Raw genomic sequence first — 26,664 nt, 5'->3', positions numbered from 1 at the left:
GTTGTTGAAACGGGCAGGAATGCCCCGTTCGTCGGGACAGAAAGTGCAAGATCGCGGAGCAGGGGTCAGGCGCGGATGGCGGCCGGGTAGCCTTCGGCGGGTGATCGAGGTGAAGCTGCGGTGACGACGCTGGACCGGGACGAGAGTCACGTCCCCACGGCGACCAGGGCGCCGGTCGCCGCGGGTCGGCCGCTGCCGCTGCGCGTGGCCGCGCCGATGGCCGTGGTCGCCGGATTGGCCCTGCTGCTGGCGTTCCCGCCGTACGGGGTGTGGCCGCTCGCGCCCGTCGGGGTGGCCCTGCTGGCCGCCGCCGCCCACCGGCGGCGGTTGCGCGCCGGCGCCGGCCTGGGTTTCCTCACCGGGGTGGCGCTGTTCGCGCCGATGCTGGCCTGGACGAACCTGCACACCGGCTACCTGCCGTGGGTGCTGCTGTCCCTGCTGCAGGCCGGCTACCTGGCGCTGCTCGGCGCCGCCACCGCCTGGGTGTCCCCCCTGGCCGACCGGGGCCCCTGGCAGTGGCCGGCGCTGACCGGGCTGCTGTGGGTGGGGCAGGAGGCGGTGCGCGACCGTACCCCGTTCGGCGGTTTCCCGTGGGGTCGCCTCGCGTTCAGCCAGGACGACTCTCCGCTGCTGCGCCTGGCCGCCCTCGGCGGCGCGCCACTGGTCACCTTCGCCGTGGCCCTCGCCGGTGGCCTGCTCGCCGCCGCCGTCTGGCGGGGCTGGGCGGCCCGCCGCGACGCGCGGGCCGAGTGGTGGCTGGCGGCGGTCGTACCCGCCGCCGTCGCCGTGGCGGTGGGCGCGGTGAGCCTGCTGGTGCCCGTCGCCGCCGCGGGCGGCGGCAAGGCCGTGACCGTCGCCATCGTGCAGGGCAACGTGCCGCGCCTCGGGCTGGACTTCAACGCCCAGCGGCAGGCCGTGCTCAACAACCACGTCGACGCCACCATCGAGCTGGCCGCCCGGGTCGTCGCCGGCACCGCGCAACGGCCCGACCTGGTGGTGTGGCCGGAGAACTCCAGCGACATCGACCCGCTGCGCAACCCCACCGCGGGGGCCCGCATCGCCCAGGCCGCCGACGCGATCCGCGCGCCCATCCTGGTCGGCGCGGTGCTGCTCGGGCCCGGCGCCGGGCAGGTCCGCAACGCGGGCATCCTGTGGCGGCCCGGCACCGGGGCCGACATGGCGCAGCTCTACACCAAACGGCATCCGGTGCCGTTCGCCGAGTACGTGCCGTTGCGGAACATCGCGCGCATGGTCAGCGACAAGGTCGACCTGATCCGCACCGACTTCGTGCCCGGCAGCACCCCGGGGGTGGTACGCGCCGGCCCGGCGACGCTCGGCGACGTGATCTGCTTCGAGGTCGCCTACGACGAGGTGGTCCGCGACACGGTCACCGGCGGTGCGCAACTGCTGGTGGTGCAGACCAACAACGCCACCTTCAACGAGGCGGAGGCCCGCCAACAGCTGGCCATGGTGCGGCTGCGGGCCGTCGAGCACGGCCGCCCGGCGCTGATGGCCTCCACGGTCGGCGTGTCCGGGTTCGTCGCCCCCGACGGGCGGGTAAGCGATGCCACCGGGTTCAACACCCGGGAGGTCGTGGTGCGGCAGCTACGGCTCGACAGCGGGCTCACCCTCGCCACCCGCCTCGGCTGGTGGCCGGAGCTGGCCCTGGCCGCTCTGGCGGTGGCCGCCCTGGTCGGCGCGGGTGTGCTGCGGCGCCGCCAGCGGGTCGTGCCCGGATAGCAGCAGCCGGTACGCCGGCGGGAGCGGAGGAACCGTGGTCCAGGCGACCGATACGATCCGGCGTCCCGACGAGGTGCCCGGCGTGGGTCGGGTCCTGGTGGTGATCCCCACCTACAACGAGGCCGACAACGTGGCGGCGATCGTGGGGCGGGTCCGCCGGGCCGCCCCCACGGTGAGCATCCTCATCGCCGACGACAACAGCCCCGACGGCACCGGCGCGATCGCCGACGCCCTCGCCGACGGCGACCCGCACGTGCAGGTGTTGCACCGCAGGGGCAAGGAGGGGCTCGGCGCCGCGTACCTGGCCGGGTTCGGGTGGGCGCGCGAGCGCGGCTACCACGCGGTGGTGGAGATGGACGCCGACGGCTCCCACGCCCCGGAGGACCTGCCGGCGCTGCTGGAGGCCGCCCGCGACGCCGATGTGGTGATCGGGTCGCGGTGGACCAGCGGGGCGCGGGTGGTGAACTGGCCGCTGCGGCGGCTGCTGCTGTCGCGCGGCGGCAACCTGTACGCGCGTCTCGCGCTGGGCATGCCCGTCTCGGACGCCACCGGCGGCTACCGGGTGTACCGGACCAGCGCCCTGGACGCCATCGACCTGGCGTCGGTGACCTCGCAGGGGTACTCGTTCCAGGTGGAGCTGTCGCGGCTGGCGCACCGGGCGGGGGTGCGGATCGTGGAGGTGCCGATCACGTTCGCCGAGCGGGAACGCGGGGACAGCAAGATGAGTCCGCGCATCGTCGCCGAGGCGTTGTGGCGGATCACCGCGTGGGGTGTGCAGGACCGGCGGCAGGCCGTACGCCGCAGCCTGAACGGCACCCCCACCGGTCAGGTGCGGTGGCCGTGAGCGCGGCCGTGTCATGCTGGATGCGCGGTTCGTGTCGTGCCGCGGGATGGCGATGAGGTGAGATGCGCCGAGGACTGAGGTTCGTGCCGCTGGCCCTGCTGCTGACGGTGGTGCTGGAGCTGGCGGTGTTCGTCGTCGTGGGCAGGGCGGTGGGGTTCGGCGCGGCGGTGCTGCTGGTGTTCGCCGCGTCCCTGCTGGGGCTGGTGCTGCTGCGCCGCGAGGGAATGCGCGCCTGGCGGGGGTTCCGCACCGCCGCGCAGGCCGGGCAGCCGCCGGGACGGCAGGTGACCGACGGGCTCGTCGGGTTGGCCGGTGCGCTGCTGCTGGCGATACCCGGGCTGGTCAGCGGCCTGGTCGGGTTGTCGCTGATGGTGCCGCCGGTGCGCCGGTTGGCCCGCGTCGGGGTGCAACGCGCCGCCGAACGGCGGGTGTCGTCGATGGTCGCCGGTGACCTGTTCGGGCCGCGTACGGTCCGGGTGCGTCAGGGCGCGCCACAGCCGCCGCCACGTCCGCAGCCGGAGCAGCCGGTGGTCGTCGACGGTGGCCGCGCCATCGAGGGCGAGATCGTCGAGCCGGGCCGCAACTGAATCCACCCACTCACACGACGGCGCCCCCGGGGTTTCCCGGGGGCGCCGTGTCGTGCGGGTGCGGCTCAGGCGCGGCCGCGGCGGGTACGAACCTCCTGGAGCCGCTCGGCGAGGATGTCCTCAAGCTCGGCGATCGAACGCCGCTCCAGCAGCATGTCCCAGTGGGTACGCGGCGGCTTGGCCTTCTTCTGCTCCGGCTCGCTGCCGTCGACGAGTCGGGCGACGCTGCCGTCGAACTTGCACTCCCAGGTCGTCGGGACCTCGGCGTCGACGGCGAACGGCACCTCGAACTGGTGGCCCTTGGCGCAGAGGTACTCGCGGGTCTGACGCGGCGCGAGCTCCGTGTTGCGGTCGGATTCGTAGCTGACCGCGCCCAGCCGGCTTCCGCGCAGCATACGCTCGCCCATGATCGACTTCCCCTCGTTCGTGGTGCTGGTCTTCTGGGTGTAACGGCGCGTTCCCGTCGCACCATTCCCGCCCGAGGGCGTGAGGCGTCCACGGGCGGGCCGGAACCAAGGGTAGCCGGCCACGACCGGGACGCCACGGCGGTGGCGTGTCGTGACTGCCACCGGGGATGTTAAGGCGTGCGAGGACTCTGCCACACGCCCTAACCGCCCGAACGCGGTCAAGGTTGCGGCGACGTCGCACCCGGGTCGGAAGCACCCGCCCCGCCGGGTGCGGCCGCGCCGAGGCGGGCCAGCGCCAGCGCCAGGTCGCTGACCTGGTCACCGAGCTGCGCCACCCGCCGCTGGGCCACGTCCCGGTCGGCCTCGGCGGCCTCGAGCCGTACCGTCAGGGCCGTGAGCCGACCCTCGGCGGTGGCCGCGGCCTGCCGGGCGGCGGTCAGCTCGGCGCTGAGCGTGTCGCGCTGCTCGGTCGCGGCGGTCAGCTCCGCGCGGAGCCGGGCGGCCAGCTCGGCGGCGTCCTGCCGGGCGCCGTCGGCCTCGGCGGCGACGGCCTGGGCGCGGTCCCGGGCCCGTTCGGCCTGTTCGCGGGCCCGGGCGGCGTCCGCGGCCGCGGCGCGGGTCCGTGCGGCGTCGGCGCGGGCCTGGTCGATCTGACGGCGTACGTCCTGCGCCTCGGCCTGCCACCGCGCGGCCCGCTCGCCCGCGTCGGCGGCGTCCCGGGTGGCCCGTTCGGCGTCGGCGCGCGCCGCGTCCCGCTCGACGGTCAGGTCGGCCGCGCGCTGCCGCTCGGTGTCGCGCTCGCCCCGTAGGTCACGGACCTCGGCGCGGGCCTGGTCGCGGTCGCGTTCGGCCTGCGCGCGCAGCGCCTCGGCGGCGCTGACGTCGTGGCGGGCCTGGTCCCGGGCGGCCTCGGCCTGTTGGGCGCGCTCGTCGGCCGCGGCGGCGCGGTGCGCGGCGACCTCGGCACGTCGGGTGGCGTCGTCGGCCTCGGCGCGGGCCGTGCGGGCCTGCTCGCGGGCGCGCGCCGCGTCGGCCGACGCGGTCTCGGCGTCGTCGCGGGCCTCGTCGCGTTCGGTCTGCGCGGCCACGACCTCGGTGGCTGCCTCCGCGCGGGCCTGCGCGAGCTGCCGCTGCACACCCACCGGGGACAGCTCGGCGTGCAGCGCCTCGGTCAACGTCTCGACGATCTGGTCGAGGCGGTCCACCGCCTCCCAGGTGCGGGCCACCTGCCCGGGCAGGCCGGGGGCGTTGCGGTGGCGCATCCGACTGTTGCGCGAGGCGCGTTGGCAGGCGCCGTCGTTGTCACGGCAGTAGCGGAACGGCCGGCCAGCGCCGACACGCTGCGCCACCGGCGCTCCACAGTGGGCGCACGGGCGGGTTTCGGTGGGGGTGAGCGGGGCGTCCATCAAGGGCGAAGTCTAGGCCGCGTGTCGGCTGCTCAGGTCGCCGCCCGGGCCGTCGCGTCCAGGGTGTAGCGGCGCTGCAGCAGCAGCGCGGCGAGCATCGCCGCCGCCGGCAGCAGCCCGAAGCCGTAGCGGACCGCCGCGAGCGCCGCGTCCGGCTGCGCCGGTGACTCACCGGCGGTCGACGCCACGAAGCCGCCCGCCGCCAGGCAGAGGGCGTACGCGTAGGGGCCCAGGGCCGCGCCGGTGGCCTCGGTGGCCGTCCACACCCCGGTGTAGGTGCCCGCTCCGGTGGTGGCGCCGGCGGCGTGGATCACGTCGGGCAGCATCGAGAAGGGCAGCAGTTGCATGCCGGCGAACGCCACCCCGAGCACCGCCACCGCGCCGACGAGCACCGGTAGGCCGGCCGGTCTGCCTACCGCCAGCACCAGCGACCCGGCCGCGAACGCGCCCTGCGCGCCGAGCAGCGCCCGCTGCTTGCCGATCCGGCGGGCCAGCACCAGCCAGGCGGGGGTGACCAGCAGCGCCGGAGCGACGAACGCGGCCACCAGCACCGTGGTCAGCGCGGGGGCACGCAGCTCGTACTCCGCGTAGTAGGGCACCCCGGCCAGGACCAGGTGGGTGCTGGTGGACATGGCCAGGTAGGCGGCGACCAGCGGACGGAACTGCTCATCGCGCAGGGCGGTGCGCAGCGCCCGCCACCCGCCGTGCCTCGGTGCCGTGCCGCCCGACGCGACGCCGCGCAGCCGGGCGATGCCGGCCACGCCCACCAGCATGGCCACCAGCATCCCGACGGCGAGGACCACGCCCATCCGCTGGTAACCGCCCCGGGTAGCGGCGTCGCCGCCGGTCAGCAGCGGGGCCAGCAGGCCGGAGGCGAGGATGCCGAGGGTCAGCACGACCATCCGGAACGCCATCAGCCGGGTGCGTTCGTCGTAGCCGATGCGCAGGTCGGCGGGGGTGGCCAGGTAGGGGACCTGGTAGGCGGCGAAGAGCAGGTTGCCGGCGACGAAGGCCACCGCCACCCAGCCGGCGGCCGGCGCGCCGGTCAGGCCGCCGGGCACCGCGAACAGCGCGGCGAACGCGACCGGCAGGGCGCAGCCGAGCAGCAGCAGCCGTCGCCGGTCACCCCGGCGGCCCAGTTCGACGTCGGCGCGGTGCCCGACCCACGGGTGCAGCAGCACGTCGGCGATCTTCGGCAGCAGCAGCGCCAGACCGGCCAGCCACGGCCCGACGGCCAGCACGTCGGTGAGGAAGTAGAGCAGCAGCAGGCCGGGAACGGTCACCCAGACACCCATGCCGAGGGAGCCGGTGGCGAACCCGGCGAGGGGGCCGCGGGGCAGCGTCGCGTCGGTGGCGGCCGCGGGCCGCCGGTCGAGCCCGGTCATCGCCGCATCCTCTCCGCAATCCAACAGTTGCTGGATTCTAGGGGCACAATGGCGGCCATGACCACGCCCCGACGCCGTCCGGGTCGACCTCGGCGCGACCAGACCCGACCCACCCGCGAGGTGGTGCTCACCGCCGCGACCGCGCTGTTCGCCGAGCGTGGCTTCGACGCCGTCGGGCTGCGGGAGGTCGCGGCCGCCGCCGGGGTCGACGTCGCCACGGTCGCCCACCACACGGGTACGAAGGCAGCGCTCTACGAGGCGTGTTTCGCGCGGGTGTTCGACGTGGAGCGGCAGGTCCTCACCGCCGCCGCCGAGCGGGCCCGCACGGCCCTCGACGCGGGCCCGGACGCGGCGCGGCGGGCGTTGCACGACCTGGTCGACGTGTTCGTGGACTTCCTGCAGGACCACCCGGAGACCACCGCTCTGTGGCTGCGACGCTGGTTGGAGCCGCAGCGGCACGCCGAGCTGGACCAGCGCTACGCCGAACCGCTCTACCGGCTGGTGGCGGAGCTGCTGACCGCCGCCGCGGCGGCCGGCGCGCTGGCCGAGCCGACCCCGCACATCACCGTACGCAGCCTGGTCTGGGCCACGCACGGACACGTCGTGGCGTTGGCCTCGGGCGCGCCGGCGGCCCGGGAACGCCGCGAGTTCCGGGCGTTCGTGCACCGCTTCCTCACGGCGTTGTACGGACCGACGGGTTGACGGGCCGCCGCCGCCCGACGATTATCCATCGGACGTTGGATAATGCGGGGGAGCGGCGATGCGGGCAGAACCCAGGGTTGCGGTGATCGGCGCCGGCGCGGCCGGACTCGCCACCGTCAAGGCGCTGCGCGACGCCGCCGTCACCGTGGTCTGCTTCGAGGCCACCGACCAGGTCGGCGGCCTCTGGGTGTACGGGGCGCCCGACTCACCCGCGTACCGCACGCTGCACCTGAACACCAGCCGTGGCCGTACCGAGTTCGCCGACCACCCGATGCCCGCCGACTGGCCCGACTACCCGGACCACACGCGGGTCGCCGGCTACCTGGCCGACTACGCCGACCGGTTCGGGCTGCGCGACGCCATCCGCCTGCGGCACACCGTCGAGCGGGTCATCCGCCGACCGGACGGCAGGTGGACGGTCACGGCCAGCGGGCCGGACGGGCCGGTCGAGGTCACCGTCGAGGCCGTGGTCGTCGCCAACGGTCACAACCGGGTGCCCCGGCTGCCCGAGCCGCCGTACCCCGGCACCAGCACCGCCGAGCAGATCCACAGCCACGACTACCGCGGCCCCGAGCAGTTGGCCGGCCGGCGCGTCCTGGTCGTCGGCGGCGGCAACTCGGCGATGGACATCGCGGTGGACGCCTCGTACGCCGCCGAGCGGACGCTGTTGTCGCTGCGCCGGGGCGTCTGGGTGGTGCCCAAGCACCTGCTGGGTCGCCCCTCGGACACCCTCAACGGCGCGCTGGCCCGCCGGCTCCCGTGGCGGCTGCGCCAGCGCATCAGCCAGACCATGCTCGCCGCCGCCGTCGGCAACCCCGCCCGCTACGGGCTGCCCGCGCCGACGCACGGCTTCCTGCAGGACCATCCGACGCTCTCGGACGGCCTGCTGTCCCGGCTCGCCCACGGCGACGTCGAGGCCCGCCCCGGTGTGGCCGCCCTCGACGGCGACCGGGTCGAGTTCACCGACGGCCGCGCCGACCAGGTCGACCTGATCGTGTGGTGCACCGGCTACCGGGTGGAGATCGGGTTCCTGCCGGCCGAGCTGCTGGGCGGCGGGGCCGACACCCTGGCGTTGTACCGGCACGTGTTCCACCCCGCGGCCCCCGGCCTGATGTTCGTCGGGCTGATGCAGTCCACCGGCTCCGCGTTCCCGCTGGTCGAGGCGCAGGCCAAGCTGGTCGCCGCGCAGCTCGCCGGCCGGTACGCCCTGCCCGACCCCGCGCGGCAGCGGGCCGCCTGCCGGGCCGAGCTGCGAGCGGCGACGGCCCGCTGGGGCCAGCGCCGCCCGGCGATGCGGGTGGACTTCGACGTGTACCTGGCCGAGTTGACCCGGGAGTTGAAGACCGGAGCACGCCGGTGACGGCGCTGACCGGCCGGCGGGTCCTCGTCACCGGCGCGAGCGGCACCTTCGGCCGGCACCTCGGCGTCGCGCTGCGCGCCGGCGGCGCCCGGGTGGTGGGGCTCGACCTGCACGCCCGCGACGACGACGACCTGCCGGTGCTCGGCTGCGACCTGACCGACCCGGCCGCCGTCCCCGCCGCCGTGCGGGAGGCCGTCACCCGGCTCGGAGGGCTCGACCTGCTGATCAACAACGCCGGGGTGGGCGGTCCCGCCCCGGCGGAGCTGGCACCGGACGAGGTGGTCCGCCAGCAGTTGGAGGTCAACCTGCTGGCCGCCTGGCGCACCACCGCCGCCGCGCTGCCGGCCCTGCTCGACACCCGCGGGCGGGTGATCTTCGTGGCCAGCCGGATGGCGGTGCTGCCGCTGCCCCTCGCCGCCGCCTACGGGGTCAGCAAACGCGCCCTCGTCGCGTACGCCGACGCGCTGCGCCACGAGGTGGGCACCCACGTCGGGGTGAGCGTCGTCTACCCCAGCATGGTCGCCTCGCCGATCCACGACAGCACCGCCGAGGCCGGGCTGTCGCTGCGGGGAGTGTCCCGCCCCGAGCCGGTCGAGGGTGTCGTCGCGGCGATCCTGCGCGCCGCCACCGCCCGGCGGGCGCCCCGGGACGTGGCGACCACCCGACGCGGCCGGCTGGAGATGGCCGTCGGCCGGCACGCGCCCGCGCTGGCCGACCGGCTGGTCCGCCGTACCCTCGTGGCCCGGCTCGCCGCCGGTGACCTGGACGCCGCGCCGCTGGCCGCCGGGATGGTCCGCCGCCACCGTGGGCGGTGAGGACCGGATCAGGGTACGGCGACAGCCGCCCGGGAACGGTCGGCGGCGATACGGACGGCCAACGCGGCAAGGGCCGTACCGGTCACCCACCGCTGGACGCGCAACCATATCGGCCGGCGGGCGAAGAACCCGGCCAGCGTCCCGGCGCTGAGCACGATCATCGCGTTGACGCTCAGCGCGACGGCGATCTGGGTCAGGCCGAGCAGCAGGCTCTGCGCCGCCACCTGTCCCCGCGCCGGCTCGACGAACTGCGGTAGCAGCGACACGTACAGGATGGCGATCTTCGGGTTGAGCAGGTTGGTGACCAGGCCCATGGTGAACAGCCGCCGGGGCCGGTCCGGTGGCAGCGGCGCGGGCGTGAACGGTGACCCACCACCCGGGCGCACCGTGCGCCAGGCCAGCCACAGCAGGTAGCCGGCGCCGGCCAGTTTCACCACCGTGTACAGCGCCGGGACCAGGACGAACACGGCGGCCAGACCGGCGACCGCCGTGGCCAGGTAGACGCCGAAACCGGCGGCCACCCCGAGCAGCGAGATCAGGCCGGCCCGGCGGCCCTGCGCCACCGACCGGGAGACCAGGTAGACCATGTTCGGGCCGGGCGTGAGCACCAGACCCAACGCCACCAGCGCGATACCCAGCAGCGCACCCGCATCGACCATGACGTCGCCCCCGTTCACCGGCCCCCGACCGACGGTAGGCCGGACGGCGACCGGTGACCCAGAGCCACCTGCGAGGCGGTGGCCTGCCGCACGGGAATGGTCACCGGCCCGACGGCGCTGACCTGTTGCGGCGTGTGTCGCCGGTCGGAGGCGGCGCGTTACGGTGGCCGAAGGAGGTGCCGCAGGGTGACCGAAGCGTGGGACGCGGCCGTGGAGGCGCAGATCCGGGGCGCCGCGCAACGCGGCGAGTTCGACAACCTGCCCGGGATGGGCAAGCCGATCCCCGGGCGCGGGATGCCGTACGACGAGTCGTGGTGGATCAAGAGTTTCCTGGAGCGCGAGAAGCTGCCCAGCGACCTGTTGCTGCCCACCCCGCTGCAACTGCGTCGACGTGTCGAGCAGGTCCCCGACGAGGTCCGCGACCTGCCCACCGAACAGGCCGTGCGGGCCTTCGTGGGGCAGCTCAACGCGCAGATCGTGGCCTGGTTGCGCAACCCCGACGGGCCCCGGGTCGCGGTCCGGCCGGTGAACGCCGACGAGGTGGTCGCCCGCTGGCGTGCCGAACGCGCCCCTCGGCACGTGACCGCCGCCGCCACCGAGCCGGCCCCCGTCGCCGCCCCGGCCCGCCGATCCCGCCGGGCTTGGTGGCTGCCCTGGCGTCGCCGGGCCTGACGCCCCGAACAGTCCCGAACAGTCCCGAACACCCGCTTTGGCCCTCGATCCCCGTGCCGCCGCTACGGTCGGCACCGGGCGACCTGACGGCAGGCACGGGGAACGGGGGCGACGTGGGTGAGCGCGCCGCGACGTACGCCGAGGTGTTCGCGGTACGCGAGTACCCCCACCTCTTCGGCGCGTACCTGCTGTCCCTGGCGGGCGACCAGCTCACGGCCGTCACCGTGGCGTACCTCGTCTACCACGGGACCGGATCGGCGGCGCTTGCCGCCGCCGCGTACGCCAGCTCCTATCTGGCCTGGCTCGTCGGCGGACCGCTGCTGTCCGGCCTGGCCGACCGGTATCCCCGCCGCCGTGTCCTGATCGTGTGCGACCTTGCCCGCGCGGCCCTCGTGCCGGTGGCGGCGCTGCCGGCCGTCCCCGCGCCGGCCCTGGTGGCGATGCTCTTCGCGGTCAACCTGATGCGGCCGCCGTTCGTGGCCGCGCGCGCGGCGTTGCTGCCCGACGTGCTCGACGGCGACCGGTACGCGGTGGCCAACGGCGTGGACAACATCTGCGCCCAGGTCGTGCAGGTGCTCGGATTCGCCGTCGGCGGGAGCCTGGTGGCGCTGCTGTCGTTGCGCGGCGCGCTGCTGGTCGACGCCGGCACGTTCCTCGTCTCGGCCCTGCTGATCGCGCGCGGCGTCCGGGCACGTCCGGCGCCCCCGGCGCCGTCGGGTCGGGTCCGCGCCGGCCGCGCGGACGGCCTGCGGGTGCTCGCCGCCGACCCCCGGCTGCGCGCCTACCTGCTCGTCCTCTGGACGGCCAGCGCCTGCACCTACGCCGCCGAAGGGCTGATGGCGCCGCTGGCGCGGCAGTACGACGGCGACGCCGCCACGGTGGGTGTGTTGCTGGCCGCCGCGCCGACGGGCATGGCGTTCGGCGGGGTCGCGCTCACCCGGTTCTGCCCACCGGCGACCCGACCCCGGCTCATCCTGCCCCTGGCCGCGCTGTCCACCGGCGTGCTGACGGCGGCGTGGCTCGTTCCGCCGCTGTGGGTGCTGCTCCTGCTGCTGGCGCTGGCCGGGGCCGCGAGCGCCTTCGCCGTCCCGCTGAACGCGCTGTTCGGCCGGGCGGTGCCGGCGGAGTACCGGGGACGCGCGTTCGGGGTCGCCGTCACCGGCCTCAGTGGCCTGCAGGGGACGGCGATGGTGCTCGCGGGTCTGGCCGCCGACCGGTGGCCGGCCACCACGGTCGTCGGGTTCAGCGGACTGTCGGGCGTGCTGGCGGTCCTCGCCCTCGGTCCGCTGTGGAGACGCGCCGCCCGTTTCGCGCCGTTCGGGGACCGGATCGTACAGACCCGAACGGTCCCGAACGCCGAAAGCCCTACCGCCGAGGTGGGCGGCGGTCGACGCTGAGGTCGTCGGGTGGGCACGGGGCCGCCCCGAAGGGGGGAAGGAGAAGCGCATGCGTGGCGTTCGCGAGCGTGGCATCAGATGGACCTGAGGAACTACCTGGAACGGCGTCGGCATCCCCGCGGGTGCCGACGGCGTTCAGCAGAGCAGGCGCGGGTGCCGCGTAGGTCGTTGGTCCCTCGACCAACGCGGCACCCGCCCGACCGGCTGCCGGGGTCACTCCACCGCGGCCCGCCACGTCCAGGAGGTACGCCGTGCCCGACCCGGCAATTCACCACGGCCGGTCATCCACAGCAGCACGTCGGGCGCGTCGCCGGGCGGGGCGTCCGGGAAGAGCCGCCGCAGCACCAGCGCGCTCAGGCCGTGCGGCGGCTGCCACGGCACGCCGAGGCCGAGGGTGATGTCGTGGGTGTGCAGCACCGTCTCGGCCACCCCCATCGCGGCGAACCCGGCCGGGTCGCAGGGGCCCCAGTGCCAGGCCCGCTCGGTCGGTTCGGCGGCCTCGACGGCGACCGCGAGCAGCCGGGCACAGGCCCGTACCACGTCGAGCACCCGGGCCGGGCCCGCCGTGGGGGAGACCCGCAGGTCGTACGGCAGGTAGCTGTCCTGCGCCAGGCCGGTGACCTGGCCGGCGTACGCGAGCAGGTCGTGCGCGACGTGCGCGGCGGTCGTCCAGCAGCTCCAGCTCAACGTGCCGGCCGGCACCGACCAGTCGCGGTCGAGGTGCGGGCGCAGCACCCGGGTCATCTCGTCGGCCGCCGCCCGTACGTCGGCGCCGGTCATCACGGACGTCCGTAGGTCGATGCGTGCAAGAATCCATCCTCGTGCTCGGGGGGAGGCGGACACCATGTTGCCCAACCTGGTGGTGGACACGACGGTACTGCCGTCGGCGGACCGGTTCGAGTTCTGGTACGCCCTGATCGCCCAGGAGACGGGGCCCGTGCACATCACCAGCGCGCGGCTGGACGATTTCGTCGCGTACGCCCAGGCCATCGACCTCGGCCGGGTCCGGTTGGCCTCGCTGCGGTACCCGTCGCTGCTCGCCACCCGGCCCGCCGGGCTGGTCCGCCGAGCCCAGGCGGACATCTACCAGCTCACGCTGCCACTGACGGGTCGTAGCACCCTGGTCCAGGGTCGCACCGAGACCGCGCTCGTCGCCGCCAGCCACTTCACCCTGCTGGACACGGCCCGTCCGCACATCGCCCGGCACCGGGCGGACAAGCCCGGTCTCGCCACGACGATCACCGTGCAGATCCCCTACGCGGCGCTGCCGTTGCCGCCGGATCGCGTGCGTCGCCTCCTGGCCACGCCGATGTCGTCGGGTTCCGGCGTCGCCGGGCTCCTGGCCCACCACCTGCGCAGCATCGCGGCGCACCCGGAGCAGTACGAGCCGAACCAGGCCGAGGTGCTGGGCGGCGTGACGCTGGACCTGCTCACCGCCACGCTCGCCCAGCGCCTCGACATCGAGGGCGTCCTGTCGCCGGAGACACGGCACGCCGCGTTACGCGCCCGCGTCGTCGCCTTCATCGACCGCCACCTCGACAGCGCCGAACTCAACCCTCGTAGCGTCGCCGCCGCCCACCACATCTCCCTGCGCTCCCTGCACCGCCTGTTCGACGGTGAGGCGACGACACCTGCCGAACTCATCCGGGCCAAGCGTCTGGAGCGGTGCCGGCGGGACCTGGGTAACCCCCTGCACGCGCGGCAGCCGGTGCACCTCATCGCCGCCCGTTGGGGTTTCCCGGACAAGGCCCACTTCAGCCGCCTCTTTCGCGCCCGCTACGGACGTTCACCGCAGGCGTACCGGGCGGCCCACACGGCAGCGGACCGCTGAGCCGGCAGCCGTTAGGGCCGTCGGTGGTCGGTCGGGTCGTCCGCGTCGAAGTCGCGTACGGCGGTGCGGATCATCTCGCCGTACGGGTCGTCCGGTAGCTGGTCCAGGTGCTCCCGGGCCCGGGCGAGGTGTTCCCGGGCCGGGCCGGCGTTGCCCAGTCGCCGGTAGCAGTCGGCGAGGTTGAGGTACAGCGACGGCAGGAACGCCCGGACCTCGAGCGAGGGCAGGTGCCGCCGGACGCGTTCGTCGGTCAGCTCGGACACCGCCGCCAGGGCGCGTTCGTCCCAGCTCAGCTCCGCGTCGAGGGTGTCCTGAAGGTCGGCGAGATGGTGGGCCACGGTGCAGCGGTGCAGCGCGTCGGCGGTCGGGCCGAGCTCGTCCCACAGCGCGGTGAGCAGTTCGCGGGCCTCGGCGGTGTCGCCGGTCTGGCCGAGCCGCACCGCCTCGATGACGCGGGTCATGGTCGGGTCGAGGGTCATCTGGTCGTTCATGTGGCCGATGGTCAGGCCTCAAGGAGGTCGAGGGTCAAACGGCGAGCGCGCTGGCTCTCGTCCAAAAATTTCAATGATCGGTATTAGTCTTGCACCTGTCAGTCGAATTTTCGTAGGCTGCCCGGGTGATCGAGCAACCGCTCGTCGAGGCGACGCTCGGCTCGATCGCGATGTACGTGGCGACGCGCCGGATGACCCGGGCGATGCTGCGGTGAGCGACACAAAAGAGCTGGACGCGATACCGCGCGGCCGGTAGCTTGCAGTCGACCGCGACACCGTCCGAGGAGGTGAGACCCATGACCGCTGGTTCGATGTGGGTGCTCCCCTCGCCGTCACGGTTGGGCGACTGACGTAGCTGTCGCCGGGAGCGCCTTTCACCAAGGCACTCTCGAAAGGCCGCTCCTGTGTCCTCCGTTCACCGTGATCCTGCTTCCTCGCCGAGCCCCGACGCGGATCGTCCGCCGCGCCTGTTCGACGTGATCATCGTCGGCTGCGGGCCGACCGGCGCCATGCTTGCCGCCGAACTACGCCTGCACGACGTGCGGGTCCTCGTGCTGGAGAAGGAGACCCAACCTCCGTCGGCCGTCCGCATCGTCGGTCTGCACATCCGCAGCCTCGAGGTGCTGGCGATGCGCGGACTCCTGGACCGCATGCTCGCGCACGGACGGCGACGTCCGGCCGGTGCCTACTTCGCCGCCATCGACAAACCCGCGCCCACCGGGCTGGACTCCCCGTACGCCTACCTGCTGGGCATCCCACAGCCGGTCATCGAACGTCTGCTCGCGGAACACGCGACCGGACTGGGCGCGCAGGTCCGGCGCGGGCGGGCGGTCACCGGTCTCGCGCAGGACGACGAGGGGGTGACCGTCGAGCTGTCCGACGGGGAGCGGTTGCGCAGCCGCTACGTCGTCGGCTGTGACGGCGGGCGCAGCACGGTGCGCAAGCTCCTCGGCGTCGGCTTCCCCGGCGAGCCCACGCGGACCGAGACGCTGATGGGCGAGATGGAAGCGGGTGTCCCGCCGGAGGAGATCGCCGCCACCGTCGCCGCGATCGGCGGAGCCCGGCACCGATTCTGGGTCCGACCCGCGGGTGTCGGGGCCTACAGCGTGGTCGTCCCGGCGGCCGGAGTCAGCGATCGCGCTCAGCCGCCCACCATCGAGGATTTCGCTCAACAACTGCGGGCCGTCGCCGGAACCGACTTCCGCGTGCACTCGCCGCGCTGGATGTCCCGCTTCGGCGACGCCACCCGGCTTGCCGAGCGGTACCGGGTCGGTCGGGTCCTGCTGGCCGGCGACGCCGCCCACATTCATCCGCCCATCGGCGGTCAGGGCCTCAACCTGGGCGTGCAGGACGCGGTCAACCTCGGCTGGAAACTGGCCGCGCAGGTTCAGGGCTGGGCCCCGGACACCCTGTTGGACACCTACCAGGCCGAACGTCGTCCGGTCGCCGCCGACGTGCTGGACAACACGCGCGCCCAGACGCAACTGCTGTCCGACGAACCGGGCGCGCGGGCCGTACGCCGTCTGCTCAGTGAGCTGATGGACTTCGACGAGGTGAACCGCCATCTGCTGGAGAAGATCACCGGAACCGGCCTCCGCTACGACCTGGGCGAGGGCCCGGACCTGCTCGGTCGCCGGCTGCCCGACGTCGACGTGCGACAGGGCAACCTCTACGGGCTGCTGCATCGCGGCCGTGGCCTGCTGGTGGACCGCACCGAGCGACTGACCGTCGGTGGCTGGAAGGACCGGGTCGATCATCTCGCGGACGCCGGGGCGGCGGTGGACGTCCCGTGCCTCCTGCTGCGTCCCGACGGCTACGTCGCCTGGATCGGCGACGAGCAGCGGAACCTCGACGACCATCTCGCCCGGTGGTTCGGCATGCCGTGAGTACGAGCGACGCTCAGAGCCCTTATTCAAGTTGACGCTTTATAAAGCTTCTGCTTGGATAAGGGCCATGAGCGTGACCCTCGACGACCAGCAGCTTGATGCGCTGTTCACCGCACTGAGCGATCGGACCAGGCGCGACATCGTGGCTCGGCTGACCACGGGCCAGGCGACGGTCAAGGAGCTGGCCGAGCCGTACGCCATGAGCATGCAGGCCGTGTCGCAGCACATCCGGGTGCTCGAGCGGGCCGGCCTGATCAGTCAGGGGCGGCACCGGCAGAGCCGGCCGTGTCGCCTCGAACCCGCGGCGCTGGACGCCGCGCTGTCCTGGATCGAGCAGAGCCGCCAGGCCTGGGCGGATCGCCTGGACCGCCTGGAGACGCACCTCGCCCACCTGCAGGAAGGCTGAAATCCGTGGGTGACGACGAACTCGTCTATCGGCGGGTCTTCCGCGCGCCGCGCGAACTGGTGTGGCGGTGCCTCACCGAGCCCGACGAACTCGCGCAGTTCTGGGGACCGCGCGGCATGGTGACACCGGTCGACGGCATCGTCGTCGACCTCCGGCCCGGGGGTCGGTTCGAGACCCTGATGATCGGAGACCAGGGCAGCTACCGGATGGTCGCCACGTTCACCGAGATCGTTGTGCCTGAGCTGCTCGCCTGGGTCGAGCCGGCGACCCGGATGCACACGACCAGCACGTTTCACGATCTCGGCGACGGCGGAACCGCGGTCGTCATCCACCAGCGGCACGTGCCCGAGGCGATGCGTACGCCCGATGCTCGCGCTGGTTTCGCCACCTCGCTCGACAAGCTCGCGGAGCGCCTCGCCCACCTCACCCGGAAGGATCAACCATGACTGACCCGCAGCCGTGGGTCGCATCGACCTACCGAGGGCTCGCCGACCTTCTCGCCACCTCGGCCATCGACATCTGGGATGCGCCCTCGTTGTGCGAGAAGTGGCTGGTGCGACACGTCGTCGCGCACGTCACGATGCCGGTACGGCTGACCCCCGTACAGTTCGCGGCCGAAATGGCCGCAGCCCGCGGTGACTTCACCGTGCTCTCCGACACCGTGGCCACGCGCGACGCCGAGCTGCCCCGCACCGACCTTCTCGATCAGCTCCGATCGCCGAGCCTGCACGCCTGGCAGCCGCCGGGCGGTGGCGCCGCGGGCGCGCTGAGTCACGCCGTCATCCACTCCCTGGACGTGACGCTCGCCCTCGGCCGGCCCGAGGTCGCACCGGCGGACGCGGTCAGCACCGTCCTGGGCAATCTCGGCGACGCCAACGGCACCATATTCGGGGTCGACCTGACCGGTGTCCGGCTCGAAGCGACCGACACGGACTGGCGCCGGGGGAGCGGCCAGCTCGTACGCGCCGACAGCGGTTCTCTGGTGGCGCTGCTGAGCGGTCGAACGCTGCCCGACGGCCGGAGCCTGCCCCGCGGCTGACGCCGCGATATCGAACCATGACCGACCGCGAAGTTGTGTGTCGTGTCCGGGTAATTACGCAGGTGGCGACGGCGCTCCATGATGGTGCCAGGATGTCGATCTGGACGTTCGGTGCGTCGATCGGCTTCGGTTCTCGGGTTCGAGACGGTGACGCCACCTCGGTCGCCACCGAACGCGAGTGCGCCTACCACCGGCGAGGAGAGACGTGACCCCGGACATTCAGGCGATGCTGGCCATCGGCGCCACGACGCTGGTGACCGCCGCCGCTACGGACGTGTGGAACGGGTTGGCTCGCCCGGGGTTCATCCGGCTGTTCGGCCGCGGTCGCGCCGACCAGGAGGCGAAGGCCGCGCGTCGGCTCGATGCGCTGGCGGCCACCGTGGAGCAGGCGTCGGCGGACAAGCAGGTCGAGGTCCGGGCCCAGCAGCAGCCGCAATGGCTGACCCGGTTGCAGGATCTCGCCGAAGACGACCCGACCGTCATCGACGACCTGCGGGCGCTTGTCAGCGAGGTCACCGCCCGGCTACCCGCCGAGCAGAAGGTGCAGATCCAGAACATCGTGGCCCGTGACCACGGCGTCGCGTTCGGCGTCCAGAACGGCAACATCATCTACCACGAGGCGTCACCGTCGACGGAAGCGTGAGCGGGAGTCGATGGATCGCATGGCCACGGCAGACGGACCACACCCCTCCTTCCAGCAGGTCACGTCGGTCGCTGGGTTCGCCTACGGCGTGATCAACGCCGACATCCACGTCTTCGCCAACGGCGAACCGCTCTACCTGCTGGCCAACTGGCAACCCGAACCGGACGCCGACGTGGACTGGCTGCGGCAGATGCCCAGCCGCTTGCTCAACGCCCGACGCGCCGTGGTGCCGTTCACCGGCCGCGATCAGGAACTCGCCGACCTGCGGCAGTGGCGCGACAGCGGACCGCCGCGGCTGAGCGTGCGCTGGCTGCACGGGCCCGGCGGGCAGGGCAAGACCCGTCTCGCCGCCCAACTCGCGGCCGAGTCGCTCAGCGCCGGCTGGAAAGTGGTTGCCGCGTTCCACGGTCCCGACGCCGACCGGCCCGAGCCCGGCAGCCACGACCTCGCCCTGACCGGGACCGCCGGGCTTCTTCTCGTGGTTGACTACGCCGACCGGTGGCTGTTGAGCAACCTCACCTGGCTACTCAAGAACACCCTGCTTCACCAGGTCGGCGTCCCCACCCGAATTCTCATGATCGGCCGCAGCCTGGACACGTGGCCGGCGATCAGCGCCATCCTCGACAACTATCGGGGCCACACGAGCGCCCAGCGGCTCCCCGACCTGCCCACCGATCACGCCCGGCCCACCATGTTCACCGCGGCCCGCGACCGGTTCGCCGCCATTTACCGGCATCCCCGCCCTTCCACGATCCTGCCCTCGGTCCCGCTCGACAGTCCCGAGTTCGGGCTCACCCTCGCCGTACACATGGCCGCCCTGGTCGCCGTCGACGCCGCTGTCAGCGGCGAGCGGCCTCCCGAAGGCATGGACGCCCTGACCCGGTACCTGCTCAATCGGGAACAACTGCACTGGCGACGGCTCTACCACGACGGCCTCACGGGAACCGGGAGCGGCTATCGGACCCCCGGCGACGTGATGAACCACGCCGTTTTCACCGCTGCCCTCACCGGCGCGCTCGACCGCACCGCCGGCGCCGAGCTTCTCGAACAGCTCGGTGTCGGGCCAGATGTCGAACAGATCCTCCGCGACCACACGGTCTGCTATCCACCTGCCGAACCCAACCAGCCAACCGTCCTGGAACCCCTCTATCCGGACCGGCTCACCGAGGACTTCCTCGCACTCACCCTGCCGGGACACCACACCGACTACCCCGCGCAGGACTGGGCACCCCGCACCGCAACCGCTCTCCTGACCGCCCGCTCCCAGGACGACTCGACAAGCTCGGTGCTCTCCCGATCGATCATGTTCCTCGCCGCGGCCGCTGACCGCTGGCCCCACGTGGGCAGCACTCTCCTCTACCCGCTATTGCGCACACATCCCGATCTCGCGATCAGAGCGGGCGGCACCGCGTTGACCGCTCTCGCCACCAGCCGATCCGTGAGCATCGAGGTGCTGGAGAGCATCGAACCTCTGCTACCGATCGAGAGGCACATAAACTATGACATCGCCGCGGCCGCCGTGACGAGCGTGCTGACCGCACACCGCCTCGCCCACACCACTGATCCCGCCGAACAAGCTGTTCTGCAGTCCAAACAGGTCTTCCGCCTTGCCCGTGTCGGCCGCCAGGAGGAGGCTCTGGCCGTGGCCGAGGAGGCCGTGGCCACCTGGCGGCGGCTGGCCGCGGCAGACCCGGACGCCCACCAAGAAAACCTCGCCACCTCGTTGAGCGACCTCGGCCTTCGTCTGTCCGAGCTGGGTCGCGGCGAGCAGGCCGTGGCTCCGGTCCAGGAGGCTGTCGCCGTCTTCCGTCGGCTGGCCGCGGCAGACCCGGGCGACTACCTACCCTTTCTTGCCACGTCGCTGAACACTGTCGCTGCGGTTCTAGCCCGGCTGGGCCGCCTGGCGGAGGCTCTGGCCGTGGCCGAGGAGGCCGTGGCCACCTGGCGGCGGCTGGCCGAGGCGAACCCGGACGCCTACCTATCCGACCTCGCCAACTCGTTGAACAACCTCGGCGCCTGCCTGTCCGAGCTGGGTCGCTCCGGGCAGGCCCTGGCCCCAGCCAAGGAAGCCGTGGCCATCCTGGGGCGGCTGGCCGAGAAGAAACGCGGCTTCTACGTGTCCGACTTCGCCCTGTCGTTGAACAACCTCGGCAACTGCCTGTCCGCGCTGGGCCGCCATGAGCAGGCGCTGGCCGCGACTCAGTCGGCCGCCGGCACCTACCGGGTACTGGCCGAGGCGAATCCGGACTCCTACCTACCCGACCTCGCCCTGTCGCTGAACAACCTCGGCCTCCGCCTGTCCGCGCTGGGCCGCCCTGAACCGGCCCTGGCCCCGGCCGAGGAAGCCGTGGCCATCCGGCGGCGGCTGGCCGAGACGAACCCGAACGTCCACCTTCCCCACCTCGCCGACTCGTTGAACAACCTCGGCGCCTACCTGTTCGAGCTGGGCCGCCCTGAGCAGGCCCTGGCCCCGACCGAGGAAGCCGTGGCCATCGGACGGCGGTTGGCCGAGACGAACCCGGACGTCCACCTTCCCGACCTCGCCGACTCGTTGACCAACCTCGGGGCCCACCTGTCCGCGCTGGGCCGCCCTGAGCAGGCCCTGGCCCCGACCGAGGAAGCCGTGGCCATCGGACGGCGGCTGGCCGAGACGAATCCGGACGCCTACCGACCCCACCTCGCGGCGTCGTTGAACAACCTCGGCGCCTACCTGTTCGAGCTGGGCCGCCCTGAGCAGGCGTTGGCTGCTGCTGAGACCGCCGCCGTCATTCACCGGCGGCTGGCCGAGGTAAATCCGGACGTCTACCTAGCCGACCTCGCCACCTCGTTGACCAGCGTCGGCAGCATCCTTTTCGCGCTGGGCCGCCGCGAACGGGCCATCGCCCCGGCCGAGGAAATCGTGGCCGTCCGGCGGCAACTGGCCGAGACGAACCGGGACGCCCACCTACCCGACCTCGCCATGTCGTTGTGGACATACGCCACGGTGTGCGCAGACGCGAAGCAGAACCTGCCCGAAGCCTTGAAGGCGATCACCGAGGCGACTCAGCTCTACGGATCGTTGGCCAAACGTATGCCGCAGAAGTTCGCAGGCCAAGCACTCTCCGCGTACCGGACTCTGGCCGATGTGCTGGAAGGAGTCGGCCGCAGGGACGAAGCGAACGGTCTTCGGCAGCAGCTCGACAGGATTACGATCAGAACCAAGGATTGAGCCTTCAGGGATGGCCACGGTCCCACCACCTGCGCCACTCGTCGGTGTCAGCCGAGCACCGGCACCGAGCGCCCCTCGTCCACCGTGTAGGCGCCCGTCGAGAGGACGCCGAGGGTCGCCGGCGTCAGGGTCAACGAGACGACGCCGCCGGGCAACACGCGGACGCTGTCCTGCGGGGCCGCGAACGTCGCGGGCGTCGACCCGTCCGGAAAGAGGCGCTTGCCGCTGCCGACGACGACCGGGTACTGCAGCAGTCGGTAGAGGTCGACGAGTCCGGCCTCGTGCAGCGTCTGCACGAGCCGCCAACTGCCGTGCACCTGGAGTTCCCCGCCCGGCCGGTCCTTGAGCCGGCGGACCTCGTCGAGGATGTCGGTGCGCAACACCGTCGTCGGGCTCCAGTCGGCCTCCTCGTCGGTCAGGGTCTCGCTGACGACGTACTTGGGCAGGGTGTTGAGCTTGGCGGCGATCAGGTCGTCGGGTGCGGTGACCTTCGGCCAGTAGCCGCCGAGCAGGCCGTAGCTCGTGCGGCCGAAGAGGAAGGCGTCGGCCGTACGGAACCAGCCCTCGACGACCTCGTTGGTGTGCGCGGACATGTGCGGGACGAGCCAGCCGCCCCGCTCGAAACCGTCCGAGCGGTCCTCGTCCGGGGCGCCCGGTCCCTGCATGACCCCGTCGAGGCTGACGAAGACGTTGACGCTGAGCAGCACTGTTCTCCTCCGGTTGTCTGGGTCGGGCCGCCGCCCTCCGGCGGCCGGCCGACGGAGGTTAGCTGCCGGGCCGCGGATCGGTCTTGTACAGGAACGACATCGTCGGGTCGTCACCGGCGCCCAGCCCTCGCGCGGTGTGTCCGACGTAGCGCCGCAGCGCGTGTGCCAGGTGAGCCTGGTCGAAGTAGCCCAGCACCGAGACGACCGCGCGCCAGTCGAGGCCGTCGCGCAGCATGGTGGCCGCGGCGTTCGCGCGGTCGATCTGCGTCACGGCGGTCGGCGACAGTCCGGTGACGGCACGGTGTTGCCGCTGGTGGGTGCGCGTGGACCCGTGACGGTCGGCCTCGGTTCCCGTCAGGCGTGAGGGAAACAGCAGCCCCGAGTCGCGCAGCCGTCGGACGAACTGCTCGACGTTCTCGTACGTCGGCGTCTCCCAGTCCTCGCCGCCGATGACCACCCGGCCCGAGCGTGTCACCGGGAAGGGCACGTGGCTGTCGACGATCGACGTCGCGGGGTGCGGCCGGAAGACAGCGCCGAGCGTCAACCGGATCCCGAGGAACTCGGCGTCCGGCGGGACCGGTGCCGTGGTCGCCTTGGTCTCGGGCCCGCGTAGCGAGACCAGGAGCCGCCCGGCCGAACGCGTGACGATCAGGTGGCAGCACGTACGCGCCACGGACGTCATCGTCTCCTCGGCGTCGCTGGTGGTGCGCCAGACACGGTCGACGATGTCCGCGTCCGCGTCGGTCGGACGATGCTCGAACCGCAACGCCATGACGCCTCCGAGCTGTCCCAATACCGGCTCCTGAGCCTAGGGCGTGTGCTGGCGGATGTGCGATCAGGGATCGAGAGGTTGGTCGGGAGGGGTCAGCCGGGGGTGCTCCAGACCAGGGGCGCTTTGCGGGTCCACGCGTCGTCCTCGATCGTCTGGACGAGGAACCGGGCGAGGTCGGCGCGGTTGATCCGTGCGCCGGGCTTTTCGGTGCCGGCCTCGGCCGCCCGCACGGTGCCACCGGTGGGCTTGTCGGTCAGGGTCACGGCGCGGACCAGGGTCCATTCGATGCCGGACGAGGCACGGATGACCTGGTCGACGCCGGTGTGGTCCTCGAAGCCTGCCTTGATGTTCGACAGCTCGGGCAGGACGGCCTGATCATCCGCACCGCCTACGCCGAGGTCCCTCCGCGCGTCGAGTACACCCTCGCCCCGCTGGGTCGCGGCCTACACGAGATCGTCACCTCGCTGATCGGCTGGGCCGCCGACCACCACGACGAGATCCGTGCGAATCGCGAGCGCGCCGCAACGACCGGATCCTGACCGCTCCACAAGCAGTCGTGCGCCACAGTGGCAGCATCTGACCGCGCCGACACGCCCGCAAACCGTTCGCAACCCTCCGGGGGACCGGGTCGCACCAATTAACGAATTACCGGTAACAACAATCCTTTAATCCATGCCTACAAACGGGACATAACGCGCGCGCACCATAATGACAGTTAAGATGCGTAAGCACTTACGCTGTTGTTTCGGCGGTCCGTCGCCGCCCCGGGCCGCCCGCAGCTTCCAGGCCACAGGCGCGCGCGGCACGGCCGGTGACGGGTGTGATGGGCCGATCCCGAGCCGGGCTTGTCGAGGTGGTCGTAGACCGGGCAGGTGTAGACAGCAACCGCGGCCGCACCCGAGCTGGGGTGCGGCCGCGCGGGTCGGTCGTGTCAGTGCGCGTGATGGTACTGGTGCACTACGGCGTGGCCCTTGCCCCGCGAGATCATCCACCGGTTCACCGGGATGGTCAGCACAAACGCCACGACCAGCGAACCCACGAGGGACGCCCAGAACAACACGCTGGTCAGCCCGGCGTCCATCGCCGCGGGCACCGCGACGATGAACGCGTTGTCCAGCAGTTCCATGATGGCGATCGACACGGTGTCGGCGGCCAGGGCGACCGTCAGCGCCGCGCGGAACCCGACGCCGGCGCGCAGCACACCGCGCATCGTGAGCCCGTACCCGAACACGAACGCCAGGACGATCGACAGCACGACCGTGGCGGCATTGTGCAACCCGAACGCGGTACCGATCACCATGCCCAGCACCTCGCCAATCGCGCAGCCTGTCAAGCAGTGCAGTGTCGCCTGCGCGGCGACCGCCCAACCCGCCGCCGCTGCGGGGCGCCCGTCGTTCTCGTGTGCCGCAACCAGCGTTGGCGTGCCCTCGTGGTGGTGATGTTCGTGTGTCATGTTCGCCTCCTTCAACCCCGCTGAATATACCCCTAGGGGGTATATGTGGCCAGGGGTGTCCAGGCGCAGCGGGCGGTAGCCGTCATCGCCCAGCTGGGCGAGTTCGCCGTCGATGCCGACCGAGTAGGTGCGTAGAAGTGCACGTTCTCGTGGTGCCGGGGCGCAGCGCCCCCTCGCCGGCGTAGGCAGCCCCGGCCGCAATGCCACCTCATACGGACGGACCGTCCTGATAGGCGGCCGTTCATCTCGTCGCGGTGGCCCACTCGGCCGCCAGCGAAGGGCTGTAGTACCGGGTGAAGCCACAGCCCCACGCGATCGGGTCGGCGAGCGGCGCGCCGCCCCAGCGGGGCATGCCGGACACGAGCAACCGGGTGCCGACCTGATAGGCCGGGCCAGCCTCGGACGTGGCATCGCCCGTCCCGCCCGAGGCGGCGGGCGGCGACATGTCCACCACGGCGGTGCCCCCGGATCCGCCCCGGAACCAGGTGTGCACCTGGAACGTCACCGATCGCAGGTCCAGCGGAGGATGCGCGCCGCGTTCGGTTCGGGCCGGTCCGATGCCGGTCACGGTGCCGTCGAAGGCGAAGGCCTGCTCGGCGAGGGTCTTTGGTGCGTACGCCTTGACGCACTGCGCCGCGCCGAAGGCGAGCGGGTCGCCGGGCTTGACCCCGGCCGGCAGGTCGGCCGCGGGCGTCGGAGTGACCGGTGCGGACGATGACGTGACCGGCGGCTGTGCCTGCGGCGTCGCGGTCGGCCGGTGGACGCCGTACGCAGCCGCCGCGATGATCACCGTGGTCGTGGCCGCCGCCAGCATCAGGGTCCGGCGTCGGCGGTGGACCCTGCGCACCGCCCCGGCGACCACGGCCAGTTCGTCGGGGGCGTCGGGGGCGTCGGCGGCGAACAGCTCGCGCAACTCGCGCTCGGTCGACTGGCTCATCGGGTCTCCCTCTGTGCGTCGATGGCCGCGGGTCCGCGCAGGCTCGCCAGGGCACGTGAGGCGGTGGCCCGCACGGAGCTCTCGCTGACCCCCATGGCCGCGGCGACCGCCGCGTCGTCCAGGTCGGCGTAGTAGCGCAGGACGAGCACTGTGCGGGCGCGCGGGGCGAGCCTGCTCAACAGCACCCGCATCTGGTCCCGGGCGGCGACCGCGTCGGCCGGGTCGGCCACCGTGGCGCCGGTCTCCTGGCGCAGGTCGGTGGGCCGCTCCGTCGTCCAGCGCCGGCGACGCCAACTCAGATGCGCGTTCACCAGCATGCGGCGTACGTAGGCCTCGGGGTCTGTCGCCGCGCGCACCCGCTTCCAGTGCCGGTACACGTCGGCCAGCACGGTCTGCGCCAGATCCTCAGCCACCTGCCGATCGCCGCTCAGGACGAACGCCAGGCGCACCAGCGACCGGCCATACCCCGCCACGAATTCCTCGAACGACACGCCCGCTCCCGTCAGTGCTCTCCACTAGGAAGACGCACCGGCCGCCGCCCGGCGCTGCACGGCTACCCTCTCCGAGCGCTGGTCGGCGTTCGACACCGGCCCCGGACCCGCAGGGCCCGGAGCCGATGTCGTTGCCCGGTCTACCTCGCGGCCGGTGAGGCGTACCCGACGATGGACGAGGCCCAGTTGCTGTACTGCGGGTGGGTCACGCCGTCGGACTGGTTGCCGCCGACCACGTAGTGGTTGCCGTCCGTGCTGGTGTCGTAGTACGACGTGACGATGGCGACGTGGTCGTAGCTGCCGTTGCCGTCCCAGTCGTAGACCGCCGCGTCACCCTTGCGCGGGACGTAGCCGCTGCCGCGCCCGTGCCAGGTGCCGTTGTTGATGCCGTACGTCCGGAAGCTGCCCGCCGCCGCGGTGAGCCCGGTGTACTTCGCGCCGCCCCAGTAGAAGGCGAACTTCGCGAAGTCCGCGCACCATTGCCGCTTGCGCCACGCCACCGGCCCCCAGGCCTTGGTGCCGTCGCGGTACATGTAGCCGTTGGTGGTCTTGCCGCACTTGCCGTAGGTGGAGGCGGTGCCGTCATTGCGGTCGTTGGCCGGGTCGGCCCAGAAGCCGGTGTAGAAGTTGCAGTCTTCGGTCGAGGTCTCGGACAGCCGTGCCTGGACGTCGGCGTTGGTGGACGTGTACTGCTCCCACGCGATGTTGCCGACGTCGATGCCGAGCTGGGTGTCGCCCGCGGCGTACGCGGGGCTGGCCACGCTGAGGGTCGACGCCGCGAGGGCGACCGCCGTGACCAGCGCCATACGGATCCGTCTCATCGGTT

At 72.6% G+C, this 26,664-nt stretch carries 29 protein-coding genes; 16 read left to right on the top strand and 13 right to left on the bottom strand.

Annotated features, from left to right (window positions below; all coding sequences use genetic code 11):
- Nucleotides 1-120 precede the first annotated feature (120 nt).
- The 3 genes from lnt (at nt 121) to AB0J36_RS09220 (ending at nt 3,171) form a co-directional block, all read left to right on the top strand.
- A complete protein-coding gene (gene lnt / locus AB0J36_RS09230; RefSeq protein ID WP_363660374.1) occupies nt 121-1,740 on the top strand; it encodes an apolipoprotein N-acyltransferase in 1,620 nt (539 codons plus the stop codon).
- 34 nt (nt 1,741-1,774) lie between these two features.
- Nucleotides 1,775-2,584, top strand: a complete 810-nt coding sequence (locus AB0J36_RS09225; RefSeq protein ID WP_357118545.1) for a polyprenol monophosphomannose synthase — start codon at nt 1,775-1,777, stop codon at nt 2,582-2,584.
- A gap of 62 nt (nt 2,585-2,646) precedes the next feature.
- Nucleotides 2,647-3,171 carry an FxsA family protein gene (locus AB0J36_RS09220; protein ID WP_357118548.1) on the top strand — a complete coding sequence of 175 codons (525 nt, stop codon included), beginning with the start codon at nt 2,647-2,649 and terminating at the stop codon, nt 3,169-3,171.
- Nucleotides 3,172-3,236: 65 nt separating this feature from the next.
- Here the strand turns inward: AB0J36_RS09220 and AB0J36_RS09215 are convergent, their stop codons facing one another.
- From AB0J36_RS09215 to AB0J36_RS09205, 3 genes are all read right to left on the bottom strand, one after another.
- Nucleotides 3,237-3,578 carry an RNA polymerase-binding protein RbpA gene (locus tag AB0J36_RS09215; protein ID WP_046564157.1) on the bottom strand — a complete coding sequence of 114 codons (342 nt, stop codon included), beginning with the start codon at nt 3,576-3,578 and terminating at the stop codon, nt 3,237-3,239.
- A gap of 218 nt (nt 3,579-3,796) precedes the next feature.
- Nucleotides 3,797-4,984: a hypothetical protein gene (locus AB0J36_RS09210; protein ID WP_357394335.1), complete on the bottom strand. Its 1,188-nt coding sequence runs from the start codon at nt 4,982-4,984 to the stop codon at nt 3,797-3,799.
- Between the two features lie 32 nt (nt 4,985-5,016).
- Nucleotides 5,017-6,369, bottom strand: coding sequence for an MFS transporter (locus AB0J36_RS09205; protein ID WP_357394302.1), 1,353 nt, complete (start codon nt 6,367-6,369; stop codon nt 5,017-5,019).
- 57 nt (nt 6,370-6,426) lie between these two features.
- Here AB0J36_RS09205 and AB0J36_RS09200 point away from each other — a divergent pair, with 57 nt between their 5' ends.
- Genes AB0J36_RS09200 through AB0J36_RS09190 form a run of 3 tightly spaced genes read left to right on the top strand, consistent with a single transcriptional unit; the run spans nt 6,427 to nt 9,246 of the window.
- Nucleotides 6,427-7,071, top strand: coding sequence for a TetR/AcrR family transcriptional regulator (locus AB0J36_RS09200; RefSeq protein ID WP_357394304.1), 645 nt, complete (start codon nt 6,427-6,429; stop codon nt 7,069-7,071).
- Nucleotides 7,072-7,129: 58 nt separating this feature from the next.
- Complete coding sequence (locus AB0J36_RS09195; protein WP_357118558.1) at nt 7,130-8,431, top strand: NAD(P)-binding domain-containing protein; 1,302 nt, start codon at nt 7,130-7,132, stop codon at nt 8,429-8,431.
- Nucleotides 8,428-9,246 carry an SDR family NAD(P)-dependent oxidoreductase gene (locus tag AB0J36_RS09190; RefSeq protein ID WP_357170050.1) on the top strand — a complete coding sequence of 273 codons (819 nt, stop codon included), beginning with the start codon at nt 8,428-8,430 and terminating at the stop codon, nt 9,244-9,246. Before AB0J36_RS09195 ends, AB0J36_RS09190 begins: the two co-directional genes overlap by 4 nt.
- An 8-nt stretch (nt 9,247-9,254) precedes the next feature.
- Here the strand turns inward: AB0J36_RS09190 and AB0J36_RS09185 are convergent, their stop codons facing one another.
- Complete coding sequence (locus AB0J36_RS09185; RefSeq protein ID WP_357170575.1) at nt 9,255-9,905, bottom strand: LysE family translocator; 651 nt, start codon at nt 9,903-9,905, stop codon at nt 9,255-9,257.
- A 186-nt stretch (nt 9,906-10,091) separates the two neighbouring features.
- On the opposite strand from AB0J36_RS09185, the gene AB0J36_RS09180 reads away from it, so the two are divergent.
- Nucleotides 10,092-10,577, top strand: coding sequence for a DUF1992 domain-containing protein (locus AB0J36_RS09180; RefSeq protein WP_357394307.1), 486 nt, complete (start codon nt 10,092-10,094; stop codon nt 10,575-10,577).
- A gap of 113 nt (nt 10,578-10,690) precedes the next feature.
- The gene (locus AB0J36_RS09175; protein WP_357394309.1) at nt 10,691-11,974 is read left to right on the top strand and encodes an MFS transporter; all 1,284 of its coding nucleotides are present in this window, start codon (nt 10,691-10,693) and stop codon (nt 11,972-11,974) included.
- Nucleotides 11,975-12,187: 213 nt separating this feature from the next.
- On the opposite strand, the gene AB0J36_RS09170 is transcribed toward AB0J36_RS09175, so the two are convergent.
- Entirely contained in the window at nt 12,188-12,754 is a 567-nt protein-coding gene (locus tag AB0J36_RS09170; protein ID WP_357394311.1) for a maleylpyruvate isomerase N-terminal domain-containing protein, read from the bottom strand.
- Nucleotides 12,755-12,818: 64 nt separating this feature from the next.
- Here AB0J36_RS09170 and AB0J36_RS09165 point away from each other — a divergent pair, with 64 nt between their 5' ends.
- Nucleotides 12,819-13,805 carry a helix-turn-helix domain-containing protein gene (locus AB0J36_RS09165; protein WP_357394314.1) on the top strand — a complete coding sequence of 329 codons (987 nt, stop codon included), beginning with the start codon at nt 12,819-12,821 and terminating at the stop codon, nt 13,803-13,805.
- A gap of 11 nt (nt 13,806-13,816) precedes the next feature.
- On the opposite strand, the gene AB0J36_RS09160 is transcribed toward AB0J36_RS09165, so the two are convergent.
- A complete protein-coding gene (locus tag AB0J36_RS09160; protein WP_357394316.1) occupies nt 13,817-14,296 on the bottom strand; it encodes a hypothetical protein in 480 nt (159 codons plus the stop codon).
- Nucleotides 14,297-14,763: 467 nt separating this feature from the next.
- Here AB0J36_RS09160 and AB0J36_RS09155 point away from each other — a divergent pair, with 467 nt between their 5' ends.
- The 6 genes from AB0J36_RS09155 to AB0J36_RS09130 all read left to right on the top strand — a co-directional run bounded on the left by AB0J36_RS09155 (nt 14,764) and on the right by AB0J36_RS09130 (nt 21,478).
- Nucleotides 14,764-16,182: an FAD-dependent monooxygenase gene (locus tag AB0J36_RS09155; protein WP_357170577.1), complete on the top strand. Its 1,419-nt coding sequence runs from the start codon at nt 14,764-14,766 to the stop codon at nt 16,180-16,182.
- Nucleotides 16,183-16,249: 67 nt separating this feature from the next.
- Entirely contained in the window at nt 16,250-16,588 is a 339-nt protein-coding gene (locus AB0J36_RS09150; protein WP_357118580.1) for a metalloregulator ArsR/SmtB family transcription factor, read from the top strand.
- A 5-nt stretch (nt 16,589-16,593) separates the two neighbouring features.
- Nucleotides 16,594-17,034 (top strand): SRPBCC domain-containing protein, encoded by a 441-nt coding sequence (locus AB0J36_RS09145; RefSeq protein ID WP_357394318.1) that lies wholly within the window; start codon nt 16,594-16,596, stop codon nt 17,032-17,034.
- A complete protein-coding gene (locus AB0J36_RS09140) occupies nt 17,031-17,627 on the top strand; it encodes a maleylpyruvate isomerase family mycothiol-dependent enzyme (protein ID WP_363660373.1) in 597 nt (198 codons plus the stop codon). The genes AB0J36_RS09145 and AB0J36_RS09140 overlap by 4 nt, the downstream gene beginning before the upstream one ends.
- A gap of 205 nt (nt 17,628-17,832) precedes the next feature.
- Complete coding sequence (locus AB0J36_RS09135) at nt 17,833-18,270, top strand: hypothetical protein (RefSeq protein WP_357394322.1); 438 nt, start codon at nt 17,833-17,835, stop codon at nt 18,268-18,270.
- Between the two features lie 19 nt (nt 18,271-18,289).
- Entirely contained in the window at nt 18,290-21,478 is a 3,189-nt protein-coding gene (locus AB0J36_RS09130; protein WP_363660372.1) for a tetratricopeptide repeat protein, read from the top strand.
- Between the two features lie 47 nt (nt 21,479-21,525).
- Here the strand turns inward: AB0J36_RS09130 and AB0J36_RS09125 are convergent, their stop codons facing one another.
- From AB0J36_RS09125 to AB0J36_RS09115, 3 genes are all read right to left on the bottom strand, one after another.
- Nucleotides 21,526-22,185: a dihydrofolate reductase family protein gene (locus tag AB0J36_RS09125; protein ID WP_357394326.1), complete on the bottom strand. Its 660-nt coding sequence runs from the start codon at nt 22,183-22,185 to the stop codon at nt 21,526-21,528.
- 58 nt (nt 22,186-22,243) lie between these two features.
- Nucleotides 22,244-22,957 (bottom strand): AraC family transcriptional regulator, encoded by a 714-nt coding sequence (locus tag AB0J36_RS09120; protein ID WP_357394328.1) that lies wholly within the window; start codon nt 22,955-22,957, stop codon nt 22,244-22,246.
- Between the two features lie 92 nt (nt 22,958-23,049).
- On the bottom strand, nt 23,050-23,262 hold the full coding sequence (locus AB0J36_RS09115; protein WP_363660382.1) for an NAD(P)H-binding protein: 213 nt from the start codon (nt 23,260-23,262) through the stop codon (nt 23,050-23,052).
- An 18-nt stretch (nt 23,263-23,280) separates the two neighbouring features.
- Here AB0J36_RS09115 and AB0J36_RS09110 point away from each other — a divergent pair, with 18 nt between their 5' ends.
- On the top strand, nt 23,281-23,496 hold the full coding sequence (locus AB0J36_RS09110) for a helix-turn-helix domain-containing protein (RefSeq protein ID WP_357118600.1): 216 nt from the start codon (nt 23,281-23,283) through the stop codon (nt 23,494-23,496).
- A 392-nt stretch (nt 23,497-23,888) separates the two neighbouring features.
- On the opposite strand, the gene AB0J36_RS09105 is transcribed toward AB0J36_RS09110, so the two are convergent.
- From AB0J36_RS09105 to AB0J36_RS09090, 4 genes are all read right to left on the bottom strand, one after another.
- Nucleotides 23,889-24,410, bottom strand: a complete 522-nt coding sequence (locus tag AB0J36_RS09105; RefSeq protein ID WP_357421720.1) for a DUF4396 domain-containing protein — start codon at nt 24,408-24,410, stop codon at nt 23,889-23,891.
- A gap of 241 nt (nt 24,411-24,651) precedes the next feature.
- Nucleotides 24,652-25,347, bottom strand: a complete 696-nt coding sequence (locus tag AB0J36_RS09100) for a hypothetical protein (RefSeq protein WP_357118606.1) — start codon at nt 25,345-25,347, stop codon at nt 24,652-24,654.
- The gene (locus AB0J36_RS09095) at nt 25,344-25,838 is read right to left on the bottom strand and encodes a SigE family RNA polymerase sigma factor (protein WP_357118609.1); all 495 of its coding nucleotides are present in this window, start codon (nt 25,836-25,838) and stop codon (nt 25,344-25,346) included. The genes AB0J36_RS09100 and AB0J36_RS09095 overlap by 4 nt, the downstream gene beginning before the upstream one ends.
- Nucleotides 25,839-25,978: 140 nt before the next feature.
- Nucleotides 25,979-26,659, bottom strand: a complete 681-nt coding sequence (locus tag AB0J36_RS09090; protein ID WP_357118612.1) for a hypothetical protein — start codon at nt 26,657-26,659, stop codon at nt 25,979-25,981.
- Nucleotides 26,660-26,664: the final 5 nt, after the last annotated feature.

It is taken from the genome of Micromonospora sp. NPDC049662, from assembly GCF_040675055.1.
Lineage (GTDB): Bacteria > Actinomycetota > Actinomycetes > Mycobacteriales > Micromonosporaceae > Micromonospora.
The sequence above is the reverse complement of the archived record's forward strand: the minus strand, read 5'-3'. Positions and strand labels throughout refer to the sequence as shown.

Bases quoted from the DNA above. Each gene is read 5' to 3' on its own strand.
- AB0J36_RS09220 (WP_357118548.1), top strand. From the start codon at position 2,647: ATGCGCCGAGGACTGAGGTTCGTGCCGCTGGCCCTGCTGCTGACGGTG.
- AB0J36_RS09215 (WP_046564157.1), bottom strand. From the start codon at position 3,578: ATGGGCGAGCGTATGCTGCGCGGAAGCCGGCTGGGCGCGGTCAGCTAC.
- AB0J36_RS09210 (WP_357394335.1), bottom strand. From the start codon at position 4,984: ATGGACGCCCCGCTCACCCCCACCGAAACCCGCCCGTGCGCCCACTGT.
- AB0J36_RS09205 (WP_357394302.1), bottom strand. From the start codon at position 6,369: ATGACCGGGCTCGACCGGCGGCCCGCGGCCGCCACCGACGCGACGCTG.
- AB0J36_RS09200 (WP_357394304.1), top strand. From the start codon at position 6,427: ATGACCACGCCCCGACGCCGTCCGGGTCGACCTCGGCGCGACCAGACC.
- AB0J36_RS09195 (WP_357118558.1), top strand. From the start codon at position 7,130: ATGCGGGCAGAACCCAGGGTTGCGGTGATCGGCGCCGGCGCGGCCGGA.
- AB0J36_RS09185 (WP_357170575.1), bottom strand. From the start codon at position 9,905: ATGGTCGATGCGGGTGCGCTGCTGGGTATCGCGCTGGTGGCGTTGGGT.
- AB0J36_RS09170 (WP_357394311.1), bottom strand. From the start codon at position 12,754: ATGACCGGCGCCGACGTACGGGCGGCGGCCGACGAGATGACCCGGGTG.
- AB0J36_RS09165 (WP_357394314.1), top strand. From the start codon at position 12,819: ATGTTGCCCAACCTGGTGGTGGACACGACGGTACTGCCGTCGGCGGAC.
- AB0J36_RS09160 (WP_357394316.1), bottom strand. From the start codon at position 14,296: ATGAACGACCAGATGACCCTCGACCCGACCATGACCCGCGTCATCGAG.
- AB0J36_RS09150 (WP_357118580.1), top strand. From the start codon at position 16,250: ATGAGCGTGACCCTCGACGACCAGCAGCTTGATGCGCTGTTCACCGCA.
- AB0J36_RS09140 (WP_363660373.1), top strand. From the start codon at position 17,031: ATGACTGACCCGCAGCCGTGGGTCGCATCGACCTACCGAGGGCTCGCC.
- AB0J36_RS09130 (WP_363660372.1), top strand. From the start codon at position 18,290: ATGGCCACGGCAGACGGACCACACCCCTCCTTCCAGCAGGTCACGTCG.
- AB0J36_RS09120 (WP_357394328.1), bottom strand. From the start codon at position 22,957: ATGGCGTTGCGGTTCGAGCATCGTCCGACCGACGCGGACGCGGACATC.
- AB0J36_RS09105 (WP_357421720.1), bottom strand. From the start codon at position 24,410: ATGACACACGAACATCACCACCACGAGGGCACGCCAACGCTGGTTGCG.
- AB0J36_RS09100 (WP_357118606.1), bottom strand. From the start codon at position 25,347: ATGAGCCAGTCGACCGAGCGCGAGTTGCGCGAGCTGTTCGCCGCCGAC.
- AB0J36_RS09090 (WP_357118612.1), bottom strand. From the start codon at position 26,659: ATGAGACGGATCCGTATGGCGCTGGTCACGGCGGTCGCCCTCGCGGCG.